Here is a 16559-nt window from a genome sequence, read left to right on the forward strand (position 1 = left end):
AGGTCTGATCACTGCGCACCCGTCGGGGCTGGCGCAGGGGGCGCGGCGGCGCGGACTTCCTTTACCAGCGCTGGCAGCACTTCCGTACCGTTGTTGCCCCACTGGCTGTAAACATAGGTGAGGGCATTGGCCACCTGCTCATCCGTCAAGCCGAGCTGCGGCATGATGCTTTCATACGTCTCGTTGTTGACGGTCACCTTCCCCTGCAGGCCGTGCAGCACGGTGGCCACGGCCCGTTTGGCGTCGGCATTCAGGTAGTCCGATTTTGCCAGCGGCGGAAACGCCTTGGGAATGCCCTGCCCTTCCAGCTGATGGCAGGCAAAGCAGACGGAATTGTACACGAGCTTGCCGCGGGCGATGCGCTCCGCCTTGTCCGCCGCGGGAGGCTGGGGCTGGGCGGCGGGATGCGCGATGGACTGCAGCGCGCCTCCTTCCAGCTGGTAGATGCGGTCATCCTGCTTGCCGGAATAGGCGAGCTTATTCTCCGCACCGGCGACCTTCAGCATGCCCACCGCGCCTTTGTTGAAGGCACGGAAGATCGAGTGGTCCACCAGCAGGTAGTTGCCCGGAACCTCCAGGCCGAACTCCACAATGGTGGCGCCTCCCGAGGGAATCATCGTGGTCTGCACCTGATGCTGGGCGGCCAAAGTTCCCCCCTCGAGATACACGGTGTCAAAGATCTCGCCGATGACATGAAACGACGACGTGAGATTCGGTCCGCCGTTTCCGACAAACAGCCTCACCTTTTCCCCCACGCCGGCCTGCATGGCGTTGTCGCCAGAAAGGGCACCCACCGATCCGTTGAACACGACATAGTCCGGATTCTCGCTGAGCGCCTTCTCCATGCTGAAGGGCTGCAGGCCGGCCTCGCCATACCGCCCTTGGGTGTAGAACTCGGACTGCATCACGTAGAACTCACGGTCCACCTGTGGCAGGCCTCCCGCCGGCTCCACGAGGATGAGCCCATACATGCCATTGGCGATGTGCATGCCCACGGGCGCCGTGGCGCAGTGATAGACGAAAAGCCCGGGATTCAGCGCCTTGAAGGAAAACACGGATTCATGCCCCGGTGCTGTGAACGAGGAGGCCGCACCGCCGCCCGGTCCGGTGACCGCATGGAGATCAATGTTGTGCGGCATCTTGCTGTCCGGCCGGTTCATGAGGTGGAACTCCACCTCATCATTCTGGCGGATGCGGATAAACTTGCCCGGTACACGCCCGCCAAAGGTCCAGAACATGTAGTCCACGCCATCGGCCATGCGCATCATCACCTCATGAACTTCCAGGCGCACGATGACGCGGGCGGGGTGATCGCGCGTGATGGGCGGAGGGACGTTTGGGGCGTCGGTGAGCACGGCTACTTCAGTGCCGGAGACGGGCTTGTCCGGCTGCTGCGCGGCAGGCGCGCTCAGATTCTTGCCGCCTGCTTCGGGCTTTCCCTCTCCGCAGTGTGTGAGGAAGGCTGCGGCGCAGAACGCCAGGATGGTGTGGGTGGTCGGCTTCACGGGGTGACGGGCTGGGGTTTGTACTGGGCGTAGCGCGCCCGCTGTTCGGGCGTGAGGTTTGCAGGATCAAAGCGGGGGTCCGGCACCTGGTTGATGCGCGAGTAGATCACATTGGCCATGTCGGCGGCGCAGCTTTTGATGTGCTCGGCCCGCTCTCCGGCAAAGAGATCGTCCACGGTGGCGTGGAAGAGCCGCAGCCAGTGGTCGAACTTGTCGCGGCCCATGTCTGTGAGCGGGACGAGTTTTGCGTGTGCGGCGAGCGGATTGCCCGTGTAGCCGCCGCTGCGGAAGAGCACGGTCTCCCAGAAGGCGTACATTTTGGGAAGATGCGTGGTCCAGCGGGTCTGGGCGACGTCGTTGAAGATGAAGCCGAGCACCGCGTCGGCGCGGACGCGGTCGTAGAAGGCATTGACCAGGGTCTCGATCTGAGCGCGTCCGGCGATGTCAGGCTTGTTGTGAAACATGCATGCACCATGCAACATTCACCGGCCCTGTCGCTGCCCTGTTTCTGTGACGTTGTGCGCAGGAATTGGCGCGGAGTGCCGCGCGCAATAAAAGCGCATCGCTGCGCAGGATTGGTGGATTGATGTATCGGCGGTGCAACTTATTAAAAGGCCCAACCAAACCATGAAACTCATCCTATCATCCATCGCCACCATCACCGCCGTCATGACTCTGCTGGTCAACGCAGCCGCGCTCGCGGTCGATCCAGCCGCAGTCGCCACTGAAACCGCCGCGAACACGGTCTGCCCGATCAGCGGCCAGCCGGTGGATTCTGTCATCACCACCGACTATGAAGGGCGCAAGTGGGCCTTTGCCAAGGAAGCCTGCAAAACGAAATGGCTGAAGGCGCGCGAGGACAGCCTGTACCAGAAACTCGGCGGCAAGGCGGCCATCGACGCCGTGGTGGACGCCTTCTATGTGAAAGTGCTGGCCGATGACCGTGTGAAGCATTTTTTTGACGATGTGAGCATGGACAAGCAGCGCCGGAAGCAGAAGGAATTTCTCAGCGCCGCCTTTGGCGGACCGCTGCCATGGACGGGCAAGGACATGCGCAAAGCGCATGCAGGCATGGGCCTGACGGAAGAGCACTTCAACGCCATCGCGGAAAACCTCGTGAACACCCTGAAGGATTTCAAGATCAAGCAGGAGCTCATCGACCAGGTGGTGGCCGTGGCGCTGACGACCAAGGACGACGTGCTGGGCCGCCCGAAGAAGGCCAATTGATAACCGGACGCCTCCCCGGTGCCTGGTTTGCCGCCGTCGTGAGCGCCGGGAGTCGCTCGCGGCGGCGTTTTTTTGGGTAAAAAGAGGCTGAATCATCAGCCGCGGCGGCGTTTGATCTCCCCGCCATGAGGTTTTCTCTTTTCATCCCCACCATCTGTTTTGCCACCGCGCTCCATGCCGAGAAGGTCGGCCCCTGGGATCTCGACGCCCTGAAAAACAACGTGCCCGCGATGAAGTGGGTGCGGCAGGACCAGCCCATTCATTCGCTGACCTACGCGGGAGAGAAGTACCTGGGGAAGGACACGGAGGTGTTTGCCTTTTATGCCTCGCCCGTCACGCTCGGCGAGGCGAAGCCGGGCACGAAGTTTCCGGGCGTGGTGCTCATCCACGGCGGCGGCGGCACGGCCTTTGCCGACTGGGTGCACCTGTGGGCGAAGCGTGGCTACGCGGCCATCGCCATGGATTTGAACGGCTCGCGGCCGCCGGAAGTGGAGTTTGATCCGAAGACCGGCATGGCCATTGGCAACGGGCACCGCGGCGTGCGCACGCGCCTGGCCAATCCAGGGCCCCAGCACGGCCACCCGGAGAAATTCGACTGCGTCCTGACCCCGGATACGAGTGATGACTGGCCCTTTCATGCCGCCGCCAGTGTGATGCGCGCGCACTCGCTGCTGCGCAGTTTTCCCGAGGTGGATGCGGAGCACACCGCCGTGACGGGCATCAGCTGGGGTGGGTACACCACCTGCCTCGTGGCTTCATTGGATGACCGCTTCAAAGCCGCCGTGCCGGTGTATGGCTGCGGCTTTCTGCATGAAGGCGAATCTGTGCAGAAGCCCAGCATCGACAAGCTGGACCCCGAGCACCGCGCGCTGTGGGTGAAGGAGTACGACCCCGGCAGCCTGCTGCCGCGCTGCCATGTGCCCATCCTCTTTGTGAACGGCACCAACGACGTGCACTACGTGCTGGACAGCTACATGAAGAGCTACAACGCGGTGCCCGGAGAGAAGCACATCCGCATCCAGGTGAAAATGCCCCACGGCCACCCGCCCGGCTGGGCCCCCCAGGAGATCGGGCTGTTTATCGACTCCAAATGCCGTGGCGGAGATCCTCTCGCGAATCCGGCCGCTCCTGTGGTTTCAGGCGACAAGGTCACCGTGAAATGCGAGAGCAAGATCCCGCTGAAGAAGGCCGAGCTGAACTACACGACGGACACCGGCCTGCGTTCCAAGCGCGAGTGGAAGACCGTACCCGCCATCATCGAAGGCAGCACCATCACCGCTCCCAAACCGCCTGCGGATGCCAACACCTGGTACATCAGCGTGAGCGATGAACGCGACGCCATGGTGAGCACGGTGGTGGAGTTCGCGAAATAAGCTTCCGGAAAAACATGCCCGCGGCCGCGCCCAGTTCCAACCGGCTTGTCTCCATCGACGCTCTGCGCGGTTTTGACATGCTCATGATTGCCGGGGCAGGGCAGTTGATTCATCAGCTCCAAGGAAAAACCGGCTGGGCCTGGGTGGATGCGGTGGCGAAGCAGTTTGTGCATCCGGCGTGGTTCGGCTTCACCTTTTACGACTGCATCTTTCCGCTGTTCCTGTTTCTCGCGGGAGTGTCGATCCCGTTTTCACTGGCGAAGGCCATCGCGCAGGGCACGCCGAAGAGCGAATTGTACAAGAAGGCCTTCGTGCGCCTGCTGATTCTGCTCGCGCTCGGCTTTCTGGACAAAAATGCACCGATCCCCTTCTCTGACCCGCAGCACATGCGGCTGGGCAGCGTGCTGGGGCGCATCGGCCTCGCGGGATTTGTCAGCGTGGTGCTGTATCTGAACCTGGGCACGGTGAAGCGGCTCTGTGTGGCGGGCGGCATCCTGCTGGCCTACTACGCGGCGTTGTTCCTGATTCCGGTGCCGGGCTTTGGCGCGGGAAATCTCAGCTTCGAGGGCAATCTCGTCGGCTGGTTTGACCGCACGTATCTGCCGGGCCGGCTGCTGCAGGGGACGTATGACGAGCTGGGACTGCTCACGCAGTTTCCCGCCATGTGCCTGACGATGTTTGGTGTGTTTGCCGGAGAGCTGCTGAAAAGCGCCGGCAGCGCGCCGGCGGCCAAATTCCGTCAGCTCCTGCTCGCGGGGGTGGTCTGCGTCGCGCTCGGTTTGCTGTGGAGCCTGCATTTTCCCATCGCCAAACGGTTGTGGAGCAGTTCCTTCATTTTGGTGACGACGGGGATTTCCTTTGTGCTGCTGGCGGTGTTTTATGGCGTCATTGATTGGATGAATTTCCGGCGCTGGGCCTTCCCGCTCGTGGTCGTGGGCATGAACAGCCTCACGATTTATATGGTGTATCACTTCGTGGATTTCGGCCACACGTCGAAGCTGCTCTTCAGCGGGCTGTACCGGCCGCTGGATCCGAAATGGTACAGCGTGCTGGAAAGCACCGGGGCGCTGCTGCTGGTGTGGCTCTTTCTCTATGCGCTTTATCGGCGGCAGATTTTCTTCAAGGCGTGATCAGGGACATGACGGCGGTCAGGATGCGGTCTTTTGCAGCGTATTCAGGTTCATGCTCCTGAAACTCACGCTGTTCCTTACGTTCCTGGCCTGCATCGTCGCACCTGCAGCCGAACCCCCGCCGGTGGTCGAAGTGGAGGGCCAGCCGCTGGCGGCGAATGCGCAGCGTCTCGTGCAGGCGCTGGACGCTCTCGGCGCACCGCTGGCTCCGGAGCTGCGAACGAAATTGCAGGCCGCGATCACGGCGCGGGATGGCGCGGGCGTTCAGGCAGTGCTGGATTCGCAGGTGCTGTGCGTGGTGGACATCAATCCGGAGTCGCGCGTGAAAGCTCGGCGCGGGCCTGCTGCGGCACAGCTTCAGCAAGGGGGCTACACGCCGGTGCTGATCAAGGTGATCAATCACGCCAGCAGCTTGGCGCGGCTGAAAATCACCAGCCCGCAGGCCGGACCTTCTTATGCGGGCGTGGCGAAAGGGACGATGGAGCGCGAGCGGCAGACGCATCTGCGGGAGAATGAGAACACGCAGGGCGTGGACCGCTTTCTGGAGGTGGGCATACATGAGTCTCCACCCATGACGGCGAATCTCAGCGGGCTGGAGGCGGAATACGCGATTGCTCTCATCTACTCCAGCGAAGCGGGCAAGCGCGAGGCCACGCTGGTGTTTGACATCGGGCAGGGGACGCAGGACCTCGGCTTTCGCGCGGAGGTGCCGGTACTGTTTCAGATCTCACCGGCCGTGACGGTGAAGCTGGACGTGAAAGACTTCGACGGAAAGGACACTACCGCGCGGCTGACCTTCACCGATGCGCAGGGCCGCGTCTTTCCGCCGCAGGCACGGCGGCTGGCGCCGGATTTCTTTTTCCAAAAGCACCTGTATCGCGCCAGCGGTGGCAGCTTGCTGCTGCCGCCGGGAGAGTTCACCATGGAAGCCTCGCGCGGGCCGGAATACCGCACGGTGAAAACGAAGGTGACGATCCCGGCGGCGAAGGAAACCACGCAGGCGGTGAAGCTGGAGCGCTGGATGAACGCGGCGGATTTCGGCTGCTACAGCGGGGACCACCACATCCATGCCGCAGGCTGTGCGCACTACACCTCGCCCTCCGAGGGCATGCGGCCGGAGCACATGTTTCAGCAGGTGAAGGGCGAGGGGCTGAATGTCGGCTGCGTGCTCGCCTGGGGTTTCTGCTTTGACTATCAGCGCCAGTTCTTTGGGCCGCAGGTGGACCGCTTCAGCGAGCCGCTGACACAGATGAAGTATGACATGGAGGTGAGCGGCTTCGGCTCCGCCGCTCTCGGCCACGTGTGCCTGCTGAACCTGCGCGAACTCGTCTATCCCGGCGCGGACGGCATCAAGGGCTGGCCCACCTGGACGCTGCCCGCGCTACGCTGGACGAAGCAGCAGCGCGGCTTCACCGGCTACCCGCACTCTGGCAGCGGCATGCAGGTGAATGCCGGCGTGGCGGCCAAGCGCCTGCTCGATCTCTACGACACTAGCAAGGATGCGCGGCTCACCGCTGAAGAGGCGCAGTCTGCGCTGCTGCCGGAGCCGTTTGAGAAGATCGATGCCGACCACGATGGCGGGCTCAACGAGGCCGAGCTCAGCAACAGCCATGAGCGTGTGCTCGATACGCTGCCCAATGTCGCTATCCCCGACGCGGGTGGCCATGAAATCTTCGTCACCACCGCGCACGGCGTGTGTGATTTCATCAGCGCCATGGACACCGCGCGGCTGCTGGAGTGGAATGCATGGTATCACCTCATGAACTGCGGGTTTCCGCTGAAGGCCGCCGGTGAGACGGATTTCCCCTGCATGAGCGGCACGCGCGTGGGCCAGGGGCGCACGTATGTGAAGCTGGGGAAAATCGACCGCATCGATTTCACAAAATGGTGCGAGGGACTCGCGCAGGGCCGCAGCTATGTGAGCGATGGCTACGCGCACGCACTGGACTTCACCGTCGCCGGTCAATCCTCGGGCGATGAAGTCCGCCTCGCACAACCCGGCCGTGTCGAAGTGAAAGTAAAGGCCGCATTCAGCTCTGAAACGCCGCTGGAGATCGCCTACGGTGGTGCGACACCCATCGCGGGTGCGCGTCTCACGGGCGACACGGTGAACTATCACGATGTGACCGCCGCGAAGCCTTATGCCGGAGGCAAACGCAAGGTGGAGCTCATTGTGAACGGCCTGCCTGTGGCGACGCGGGAAGTGCCCGCGGATGACCATGTGCATGAGATCGCCTTCAGCGCGGACATTTCACGCAGCAGCTGGGTGGCCGTGCGGCAGTTCCCGCAGATGCACACGAATCCGGTGAGCGTCATCGTGGCCGGCCAGCCCATCCGTGCCTCGCGCCGCAGCGCGCAGTGGTGCCTGGCCTGCATCGAGCAGCTCTGGCGTGTGCGGGAGAAAAACATCGCTCTGCCGGAGCGGGACGAAGCCCGGCGCGCGTATGAGGCGGCGAAGGAAATCTACCGTCGCATCGCTGCTGAGGCGTCGGAAGGGAGCTGAGGTCGAAAGGACAAAATTTGCTGATGGGGGAGGGCCATGGCCTACGTTGCATCGGAGCGATGAAATACCCGACGCCCGAGGACATTGCGGAGATGAAAGCGCGAGGCTATGAGGCCGAGACGATCCGCCGGGCGGAATGGCAGATGGAGCGTGGCAAAGAAGCGCAGAAGCTATGCGTGCTCATTGAAACGGCATTTCATGGAGTCAAGCTCGGTGACGGCGTCGGGCTGTTTCAAGCCCAGGGACTCGACGACTATGAAAATGCGGCGACCTGCGCCGCCTACCGGGCGAAGGATGAAAAGGAGGACTGGAGACGCATAACCGCCGCAGACCTCAACCGCTGTCACAGCAGCCTGAGCTTCTTCGATGCGGAGGGAATGCGGTTTCACCTGCCTGCCTACCTCATTCTGGATCTGCGGGGCGAGTGTGACATGGGCATCACCTTTCATCTGACCTACGCTCTCGGCGACCGGCCCAAATTTGACCTGCTTACACCTGAGCAGCGGTCCACCGTCCGCACCTATCTGCTTTTTCTGCTAGACGACCCGAATGAGGAGTTTCATCACGCCGACATCCGGCACGCGCTCGACCATTACTGGATTTGACCGCGCTCATAAAGTCGAAATTCAGTGATGGGCGCGGGGTCTCGCTGACGTTGCATCGGCACGCATGAAACGAAAGATCTCCCGACGCACTGGACTGAAACTGATGACGGCAGGAACCCTCATGGGCCTCGGCGCCCGTGGCAGCGCGACCGCTGCGCCAGCCAAGTCTGTGCCAGCGGATGCCTGGGCGCAAACACATGACCGTGTGTTTCTCGGCGGTGAGTTCTGGGCCAATCCGATGGAGGACTGGCGCGTGAGCGAGGGCGGTGCGGAGTGCCTCAGCATGGGTGGCGGACGCAGCGTGCATTCGCTCACCCATCAGATCACGCAAAACGGTGCTTTCACGATGAGCGTGACACTGACCCGGCTGGAGATTGGCAAGGCGGATGGCGGCGCGGGTTTTCGCATCGGCATTCGCAGCGAGATCAACGAATATCGCAGCAACTGCTTTGTGCAAAAGGGCATCAATGCCGGGTGGCAGGGCGATCAACTGGTGCTGGGCCCGAAGACTGTGCCTGTGAAAGACGGCAGTGCCGTGAAGCAGGTGAAGCTGACGCTGAAAGGCGCGGCCGAAGGTGACACGTGTGTGCTGACGCTCACGGCCTCTGCGGCTGACTCGGGCGCGGAACTGGGAACCGTCTCGCATGCGTTTTCGGCGAATGAACTCCTGGGCAATGTCTCCATCGCCAACAACTTTGCCGCCGGAGCGGTGGCTGGGGCCAAGAAGAACAAGGCCAAGGCGGGTGCGGCTGGCGCAGGGCGCTACCGCTTTCAAAACTGGGCGATGGAGGGCAGCGCCTTCACCGTCTCGCCACAGAATCAGTTTGGGCCGCTCCTGTGGTCCATGTATTCGCTGAGCGATTCGCGCACGGACGAGGGCTTTGTGATGAAGCTCAGCGTGCTGACTGCGCCTCTGGGAAAAGAGGACAATTCATCGGTCAGCCTGTTCGTGAAGGAGGGTGAAAAATGGAAACCGCTCGGCAAGGCTGACCTGGATCCTGACGCATGGGTGGGAACTTTTAGAATTCCCAAATGGAACGCCAAGCAGGCCACACCCTACAAGGTGGTGTACTGGGAGACCCCCAAGAACAGCATGCACGCCATCATGCATGAGTGGACCGGCACCATCAAAGCGAATCCCGAGGGGCGCCCCCTGCGCATGGCCGCTCTCACCTGTCAGAACGACTACGGCTTCCCCTACGCACCCGTGGCAGAAAATCTGCTCAAGCTCGACCCCGATCTTGTCTTCTTCTCCGGCGACCAGATCTACGAAGGCCACGGCGGCTTTGGCATCATCCGCGAGCCTTCGGATCGTGCCATCCTGAACTACCTGCGCAAGTTCTACCAGCATGGCTGGGCCTTCCGCGAAGTCATGCGCAATGCGCCCACACTCTGTCTGCCGGATGATCATGACGTCTTTCATGGCAACCTGTGGGGCGAGGGCGGCATGAAGATGCGCGAAGGCGGCGACACCTCCTCCGATGGCGGTTACATCGAGCCTGCGCGCATGGTCAATGCGGTGCACAAGACGAATGTGGCGCACCACCCGGATGCGTATGATCCCAAGCCGGTGTTGCAGGACATCAGCGTGTATTACGGAGACATGGTGTATGGCGGCGTGAGCTTTGCGATCATCGCCGACCGCCAGTGGAAGAGCGGGCCGCAGCATGTGCAGACGGGAGGTGGCCGTGGTGATCATGTGGAGGATGCCGACTTTGACACCTCCACGCTCGACAAGCCGGGCCTCGTGCTGCTGGGAGAGCGGCAGGAGGAATTTCTCAAAAAGTGGGCGGAGGACTGGCGCGGGCATTCGCTGAAGGCCGTGCTGAGCCAGACGGTGTTCGCCAATGCGGCCACGCATCATGGCAGCTTCGACGGCTATTTGAAAGCGGACCTCGACTCCGGCGGCTGGCCGCAGACGCCGCGGAATCGCGCGGTGGAAATCATGCGGCCCTCCATGGCGCTGCACATCAATGGCGACCAGCACATCACCACGCTGATGCAGTACGGAGTGGACAAGCAGCGCGACAGCAATTGGTCCTTTTGCACGCCGGCCATTTCCGCCGGCTACCCGCGCTGGTGGCGGCCGGATGAACTCAAGATGCCGCATGAAAACCGGCCGAAGCATGGGCTCTCTGACACCGGCGAGTACCTCGACGGCCTGGGCAACAAGGCCTACGTGTATGCCGTGGGAAATCCCGTGGTGGGCCAGGCGCCGAACCGCTACGAGAAGGCGCATGAGAAAGGCAGCGGCTTCGGTTTCATCACCTTCGACACGGAGAAGAAGACCTACTTCATCGAGTCCTTCCGCTTCCTCATCAACGCCACCGATGGCAAGCCCGGCAATCAGTTCCCCGGCTGGCCGGTGACGATCCACCAGCAGGAGAACCGCGGGGAGAATGTGATTGGGTGATGCAAACGGCAGCAGTAGTGCGGGCAATCCTGCCCGTGCTGCTTCCATGCCACTGGTCTGCGCATAGAACCAGAACACCATGGGTACAAGTGCGGTGATTCCATGCGTACAAGAAAGCCACCATGAGACTTCCCCTTCTCCTGCTGCCGCTGCTCAGCACATCCCTCTTTGCGGCAGACTCCCCCACGCTGCATCCGAAAGCTGCGGCGCTGCCATTCACTCATCAGGGGCCGTTTGTCACCACGGCGGACGGCGGTGTGCTGTGCATGGATGCCAAGAACGCGCTGCGGAGCAGGGATGAAGGCCGTACGTGGAGCGAGGCGCCGCTGTTTGCGGAGCCGGCGAAATTTACCGTCAGCAATGAGCGCGCGCTGCTACGCACGCGGGAGGGTGTGATTATCTCCGCCTGGATGAATCTTGCTGAGAAGAAGGCGCCCAAACGCTGGCACTGGGGCGAGACCGACGTGGACTGGCATGACTTTGTGCTGCCCACCTACTCCTGCCGCAGCGCCGATGATGGCAAAACCTGGGAGACACCGGTGAAGCTCAGCGATCCCTGGTGCGGCTGCATTCACTCGATGATTCAGATGAAGTCGGGGCGCATCGTGCTGGTGGGGCAGGAGATCATCCCGCAGTGGCGGCATGCCACGGTGATGTGGGCCTCTGACGACCTGGGCAAAACCTGGCAACGCGGCGACATGCTGGACTATGGCGTGGGCACGCACGATCACGCGGGCTCCCTGGAAGGAACCGTCATCGAGCGCAAGGACGGCTCGCTCTACCTGCTGCTGCGCACGGAGTCGGGTTTTCTGTGGGAGGCCACCTCGCGCGATGGCTTGAAATGGGACGGGCTGAAGCAGACGCAGATCGCTGCGGTCACCTGCTGCCCGCAGATGGCGCGTTTGAGTGACGGGCGCATCGCGCTGCTGTGGAATGCGCCGCCGCGGCACGACCGGCAGAGCGGCTCCAGCCGTGCGGAGCTGTCGCTCGCGTTTTCAGAGGATGAGACGGCCACGTGGTCAAAGCCGGTGATCGTGGCGGCGAATTATGGAGTCGGCGGCCGGGTGTCCTACCCGTATCTTTACGAGCGCAAACCGGGCGAGCTGTGGATCACCACGATGCAGGGCGGCCTGCGCATGAAGGTGAACACGGCCGAGCTCGGCGCGGGGGAGATCCCCGTCTATGTCCCACCGCCCAAGCCGGTGCCGAAACCCGGCAGCATCATCATGTTTGGAGATTCCACCACCGCGCCGCGCGGCAGCCTGAAGGTGTATGCCACGCGGGTGGAGGCGGCGCTGCAGAGCACAGGGGACACTCTCGGTGTCTTCAATGCGGGCATTCCCGGCAACACCACGCGCGATGCGCTGAAGCGCCTGCAAAACGATGTGCTGCAGTACAAGCCGCGTCTGGTGGTGATGCAGTTTGGTATCAATGACTCCGCCATGGACGTGTGGAAAAAGCCGCCGGCCACTGCACCGCGCGTGCCGCTGACCGAGTATCTGGACAATCTGCGCCGCATGAGCGAAGCCGCGCAGCAGCAGGGTGCGAAGGTCATCCTCATGACCACGAATCCCCTGCGCTGGACGCCGAAGCTCAAGGAGCTCTATGGCAAGCCTCCCTATGATCCCGCTGCGGAAGACGGCTTTGATTCCGCCACCCTGGCCGGATACAACGACGCCCTGCGCAAGCTGGCTGCGGAGCTGAAGGTGCCGCTGGTGGATGTGCGCGCCGCCTACCCGGATTTTGCCGCCCGGCACAAGACCACCGTGGAGAGAATGCTGCTGGACGGCATGCACCCCGGTGATCTGGGCCAGCAGCTCGTGGCAGAGCTGCTGCTGCCCGCGATTCGCGAGGTGCTGCGGTGAGTTTCCTCGAATCTGACAGGCAGATGAAAATGGCGCTTGAATATTTAACCGCTTGGTTAATTAATTGCAGCGAACCTGAATATCCCCATGACCACCTCCCACGCCGCCAATGACACCCTCGAAGTGACCCGCCTCTTCAAAGCGCCGCGCGAGCGCGTCTTTGCCGCCTTCACCACGCCGGAGTACATGAACCAGTGGTTTGGCTGCGGCGGGAAGGTCACCACCTGCACCACGGACTTTCGCGTGGGTGGCGGCTACCGGCTCGAAACACACCAGCCGGAAAGCGGGGAGGTTTTCATTGTGAAGGGGGTCTATCGCGAGATCGCGCCGCCGGCCAAGGTCGTTTTCACCTGGACGTATGAAGGCGATGAAGACTGGGCGGGCTGCGAGTCCGTCGTGTCAGTGGAATTTAACGCCCGTGGTGAGGAAACCGAACTGCGGCTGACACAAAGCGGCTTCCCATCGGCCGAAAGCCGGGGCAACCACGGTCAAGGCTGGAACACCTGCCTGGAAAAAATCGATGCTTTGCTCGGCGGCCGGCCTATGCCTGCTTCGGCCCACTGAGGCGCGGAGGGGGAACGGTTTTTTCGGCGGCCGGGCGTCAGCTTTAGAACCTGCGCACCTTGGCGTTGCGCAGGCGCGGGGGCTCGCTTAGCTCTGCGGCTCTCCAAATTCCCCCTCAAATCATGTCCGCGAAGATCATCTACACCCTGACCGACGAAGCTCCCCTGCTGGCCACTTTCTCCTTCCTGCCCATCGTTCAGGCCTTCACCAAACCCGCGGGCATCACGATCGAGACGCGCGACATCTCCCTGGCAGGCCGCATCCTGGCGAATTTCCCCGATTTCCTCACCGACGCGCAGAAGCAGTCCGATGACCTCTCCTACCTCGGCAAGCTCTGCCTGGAGCCGACCACGAACATCATCAAGCTGCCGAACATCTCCGCCTCCGTACCGCAGCTGAAGGCCGCCATTGCCGAGCTTCAGGGCAAAGGCTACGCCGTGCCCAATCTCCCCGAGAATCCGCAGACCGATGCCGAGAAGGACATCAAGGCCCGCTACGCCAAGGTCATGGGCAGCGCCGTGAACCCCGTGCTGCGCGAGGGCAACAGCGACCGCCGCGCGCCGAAGGCCGTGAAGGACTACGCCAAGGCCCACCCGCATTCCATGGGCAAGTGGAGCGCCGATTCCAAGACCAGCGTGGGCACCATGGGCGGCAAGGGCGACTTCTTCTCCAATGAAAAATCCGTCTGCGTGGATGAAGCCACGGACGTGAAGATCGAATTCGTCGGCGCAGACGGCAGCACCAAGGTGCTCAAGGAAAGCACCCCGCTGAAGGCCGGCGAAATCATCGACGGCACCTTCATGAGCAAGGCCGCGCTCGTCAGCTTCCTTGCCGAGCAGATCGCCCAGGCCAAGAAAGACGGCGTCCTTTTCTCCCTGCACATGAAGGCTACTATGATGAAGGTCAGCGACCCCATCATCTTTGGCCGTGCCGTGGAGGTCTTCTTCAAGGACCTCATCGCCAAGCACGCCGCCACCCTCAAGGAGCTCGGCGTGGACTTCCGCAACGGTTTCGGCGACCTCGTTGCCAAAATGGAAAAACTCCCTGCCGACAAGAAGGCGGAGATCGAGGCAGACATCAAAGCCGCCTATGAAAACGGCCCCGCCCTTTCCATGGTGAACAGCGACAAAGGCATCACCAATCTCCACGTGCCGAGCGACGTCATCGTCGATGCCTCCATGCCTGCCATGATTCGCGCCGGCGGCAAAGTATGGGACGCCAAAGGCCAGACCGGCGACACCCTCGCCGTCATCCCGGACAGCAGCTACGCCGGTGTGTACCTACGGCAGCCACAACAAGACCTTCGAAATCCCCGGCAAAGGCACCGTCAAAGTCACCGACAAGAGCGGCAAGGTGCTCCTCTCCCACGACGTGGAGGAGGGCGACATCTGGCGCGCCTGCCAGACCAAGGACGCTCCCATCCAGGACTGGGTGAAGCTCGCCGTGAACCGCGCGCGCGCTTCCAAGACCCCCGCCGTCTTCTGGCTCGACAAGAACCGCGCCCACGACGCCCAGATCATCGCCAAGGTGGAGAAGTACCTCAAAAATCACGACACCGCCGGCCTCGACATCCGCATCCTCGCCCCGGCCGATGCCTGCACCTTCTCCCTCGAGCGCATCGTCAAAGGTGAAGACACCATCTCCGTCACCGGCAACGTGCTGCGCGACTACAACACCGACCTCTTCCCCATCCTCGAAGTCGGCACTTCTGCGAAGATGCTCTCCATCGTCCCGCTCATGAACGGCGGCGGCCTGTTTGAGACCGGCGCCGGCGGCTCCGCGCCGAAGCACGTGCAGCAGTTCCTCGAAGAAAACTACCTCCGCTGGGACAGCCTCGGCGAGTTCTTCGCCCTCGCACCCAGCTTTGAGCACATCGCCGAAAACTTCAGCCTGCCCAAGGCCAAAGTGCTCGCCGACACCCTCGACGCCGCCACCGGCAAGTTCCTCGAAAACGACCGCAGCCCCGGCCGCAAACTCGGCACCATCGACAACCGCGGCAGCCACTTCTACCTCGCCCTCTACTGGGCCCAGGCCCTCGCCGCCCAGACGGCGGATGCGGAGCTGCAGGCCAAGTTCAAGCCCGTGGCCGAAGCCCTCACCGCCAACGAAAGCAAAATCGTCTCCGAACTCCTCGCGGTGCAGGGGAACCCCGTGGACGTCGGCGGCTACTACAAGCCGGATACCGCGAAGGCCGACGCCGCCCTGCGCCCCAGCGGCACGTTCAATGCAGTACTGGCGGGGCTTTGATTTCTTTGTCTTAGCGGAAAAGCCATCTTCACTGAAAGCCACTTTGCTCGAAAGGCGGAGTGGCTTTTTGCTGCCCAGGGTCAAAGCGTCAGGCTTTGCAAGATCACCCTGCCAACTCTGGATGGGTGGTTTTCAACCACTCCAAGACGTCGTCCCGCAAGGATTCCGCGAAGGACCTGAGTTCATCCGCCTCAGACTGGCTGACGCAGCCGGCCACATCATATTCGGCGGTATTCCGTTTGGCACGACAGGCGTCCAGATAGTCTGCATCATCATTGCGGCTGCTCCCCAGGATCAGCGGCAGGGCCTGCAGCGTCCGATAATGCGCGAGATTCTTCTCCGGCCGGTAGCCGCTGGCATAGAGCAGAATGGTGCAGAGTTTCAGCGCCGCATTGTAGGCGATGCCAAACTGCCAGTCCGCGGAGACACGCTCCGAGCGTCCGCCAGATCACGCACGACGATGGCCAGCAGATCGGTGACCTGCTGCCTGTTCGTCTGGTGGGGACGCAGCCAGCCGTTTTTAGCCCAGCTTTCCAAGCTCATCGTCACTACCTTTCAGCCAAAGTTTGGGTTCGCTCAACACACGATTCACAAAGACATTCCTGCCCGCATGTTTCTGCTTCCACTCCTCAGGCGTCATGCACACGGGATTGATCTCGTGCTCCAGACGAGATGGGACACCCCGCAGGGCAGGGGTGATTTTCCTCAGCCCGGCGCTGCCGATGACGAGCAGATCGACATCGCTCCCGGACCGGTCGGTCCCGGCGGCAACAGAGCCAAAGATGAAGGCCAGATCGATGCCCGGCACCTTTGACAGCACCTGCCTCAGTTCCGCAGCCACGCCTGTGGTCTTCACCACCAGACTGCGCAGCTCGGGATGGATGGGGTGGGCTGTGTCCGCCTGAAAATAGAGCCGGTTGCCATCCCTGCGGCTGCGCACCAACCCCAGCTCACTCAGAAAAACCAGCTCCCGCTGCATCGCCGCAGGCGTCAGCCCCGCGAGACGCGCCAGATCACGCAGATAGATCTCGCGCCTTGGTTGTGCAAAAAGCAGCCGAAGTGTCTCGGCGCGTGCTTTGGGAAACAAGGCTGTCAAAGCGTTCATCGTTGACTATAAATAAACGATT

At 62.2% G+C, this 16559-nt stretch carries 11 protein-coding genes and 1 pseudogene; 9 read left to right on the forward strand and 3 right to left on the reverse strand.

Going from position 1 to position 16559, the window contains the following annotated elements; all coding sequences use genetic code 11:
* Positions 1-8: 8 nt before the first annotated feature.
* Positions 9-1505 (reverse strand): copper-containing nitrite reductase, encoded by a 1497-nt coding sequence (gene nirK, locus ACILSQ_RS04040; protein WP_395742299.1) that lies wholly within the window; start codon positions 1503-1505, stop codon positions 9-11.
* Entirely contained in the window at positions 1502-1969 is a 468-nt protein-coding gene (locus tag ACILSQ_RS04045; RefSeq protein WP_395742300.1) for a group III truncated hemoglobin, read from the reverse strand. The genes nirK and ACILSQ_RS04045 overlap by 4 nt, the downstream gene beginning before the upstream one ends.
* Positions 1970-2132: 163 nt before the next feature.
* Between ACILSQ_RS04045 and ACILSQ_RS04050 the strand changes: the two genes are divergently transcribed.
* The 9 genes and pseudogenes from ACILSQ_RS04050 to ACILSQ_RS04090 all read left to right on the forward strand — a co-directional run bounded on the left by ACILSQ_RS04050 (position 2133) and on the right by ACILSQ_RS04090 (position 15432).
* On the forward strand, positions 2133-2732 hold the full coding sequence (locus tag ACILSQ_RS04050) for a hypothetical protein (protein ID WP_395742301.1): 600 nt from the start codon (positions 2133-2135) through the stop codon (positions 2730-2732).
* A 125-nt stretch (positions 2733-2857) separates the two neighbouring features.
* Complete coding sequence (locus ACILSQ_RS04055; RefSeq protein WP_395742302.1) at positions 2858-4105, forward strand: alpha/beta hydrolase family protein; 1248 nt, start codon at positions 2858-2860, stop codon at positions 4103-4105.
* Positions 4106-4119: 14 nt separating this feature from the next.
* On the forward strand, positions 4120-5235 hold the full coding sequence (locus ACILSQ_RS04060) for an acyltransferase family protein (RefSeq protein ID WP_395742303.1): 1116 nt from the start codon (positions 4120-4122) through the stop codon (positions 5233-5235).
* A gap of 52 nt (positions 5236-5287) precedes the next feature.
* Positions 5288-7738, forward strand: a complete 2451-nt coding sequence (locus ACILSQ_RS04065; protein ID WP_395742304.1) for a CehA/McbA family metallohydrolase — start codon at positions 5288-5290, stop codon at positions 7736-7738.
* Between the two features lie 59 nt (positions 7739-7797).
* A complete protein-coding gene (locus ACILSQ_RS04070) occupies positions 7798-8343 on the forward strand; it encodes a DUF6714 family protein (protein ID WP_395742305.1) in 546 nt (181 codons plus the stop codon).
* Positions 8344-8407: 64 nt separating this feature from the next.
* Complete coding sequence (locus ACILSQ_RS04075) at positions 8408-10756, forward strand: alkaline phosphatase D family protein (RefSeq protein WP_395742306.1); 2349 nt, start codon at positions 8408-8410, stop codon at positions 10754-10756.
* A gap of 122 nt (positions 10757-10878) precedes the next feature.
* The gene (locus ACILSQ_RS04080; RefSeq protein ID WP_395742307.1) at positions 10879-12621 is read left to right on the forward strand and encodes an exo-alpha-sialidase; all 1743 of its coding nucleotides are present in this window, start codon (positions 10879-10881) and stop codon (positions 12619-12621) included.
* An 87-nt stretch (positions 12622-12708) separates the two neighbouring features.
* Complete coding sequence (locus ACILSQ_RS04085) at positions 12709-13185, forward strand: SRPBCC domain-containing protein (RefSeq protein ID WP_395742308.1); 477 nt, start codon at positions 12709-12711, stop codon at positions 13183-13185.
* A gap of 122 nt (positions 13186-13307) precedes the next feature.
* Positions 13308-15432, forward strand: a pseudogene (locus ACILSQ_RS04090) (NADP-dependent isocitrate dehydrogenase).
* Between the two features lie 520 nt (positions 15433-15952).
* Here the strand turns inward: ACILSQ_RS04090 and ACILSQ_RS04095 are convergent.
* Complete coding sequence (locus tag ACILSQ_RS04095) at positions 15953-16537, reverse strand: nucleotidyltransferase domain-containing protein (RefSeq protein WP_395742309.1); 585 nt, start codon at positions 16535-16537, stop codon at positions 15953-15955.
* Positions 16538-16559 lie beyond the last annotated feature (22 nt).

This window comes from Prosthecobacter sp., from assembly GCF_044227185.1.
Classification (GTDB): domain Bacteria; phylum Verrucomicrobiota; class Verrucomicrobiia; order Verrucomicrobiales; family Verrucomicrobiaceae; genus Prosthecobacter.

Bases quoted from the DNA above. Each gene is read 5' to 3' on its own strand.
- ACILSQ_RS04080 (WP_395742307.1), top strand. From the start codon at position 10,879: ATGAGACTTCCCCTTCTCCTGCTGCCGCTGCTCAGCACATCCCTCTTT.
- ACILSQ_RS04085 (WP_395742308.1), top strand. From the start codon at position 12,709: ATGACCACCTCCCACGCCGCCAATGACACCCTCGAAGTGACCCGCCTC.
- ACILSQ_RS04045 (WP_395742300.1), bottom strand. From the start codon at position 1,969: ATGTTTCACAACAAGCCTGACATCGCCGGACGCGCTCAGATCGAGACC.
- ACILSQ_RS04070 (WP_395742305.1), top strand. From the start codon at position 7,798: ATGAAATACCCGACGCCCGAGGACATTGCGGAGATGAAAGCGCGAGGC.
- ACILSQ_RS04050 (WP_395742301.1), top strand. From the start codon at position 2,133: ATGAAACTCATCCTATCATCCATCGCCACCATCACCGCCGTCATGACT.
- ACILSQ_RS04060 (WP_395742303.1), top strand. From the start codon at position 4,120: ATGCCCGCGGCCGCGCCCAGTTCCAACCGGCTTGTCTCCATCGACGCT.
- ACILSQ_RS04055 (WP_395742302.1), top strand. From the start codon at position 2,858: ATGAGGTTTTCTCTTTTCATCCCCACCATCTGTTTTGCCACCGCGCTC.
- ACILSQ_RS04095 (WP_395742309.1), bottom strand. From the start codon at position 16,537: ATGAACGCTTTGACAGCCTTGTTTCCCAAAGCACGCGCCGAGACACTT.
- ACILSQ_RS04075 (WP_395742306.1), top strand. From the start codon at position 8,408: ATGAAACGAAAGATCTCCCGACGCACTGGACTGAAACTGATGACGGCA.
- ACILSQ_RS04065 (WP_395742304.1), top strand. From the start codon at position 5,288: ATGCTCCTGAAACTCACGCTGTTCCTTACGTTCCTGGCCTGCATCGTC.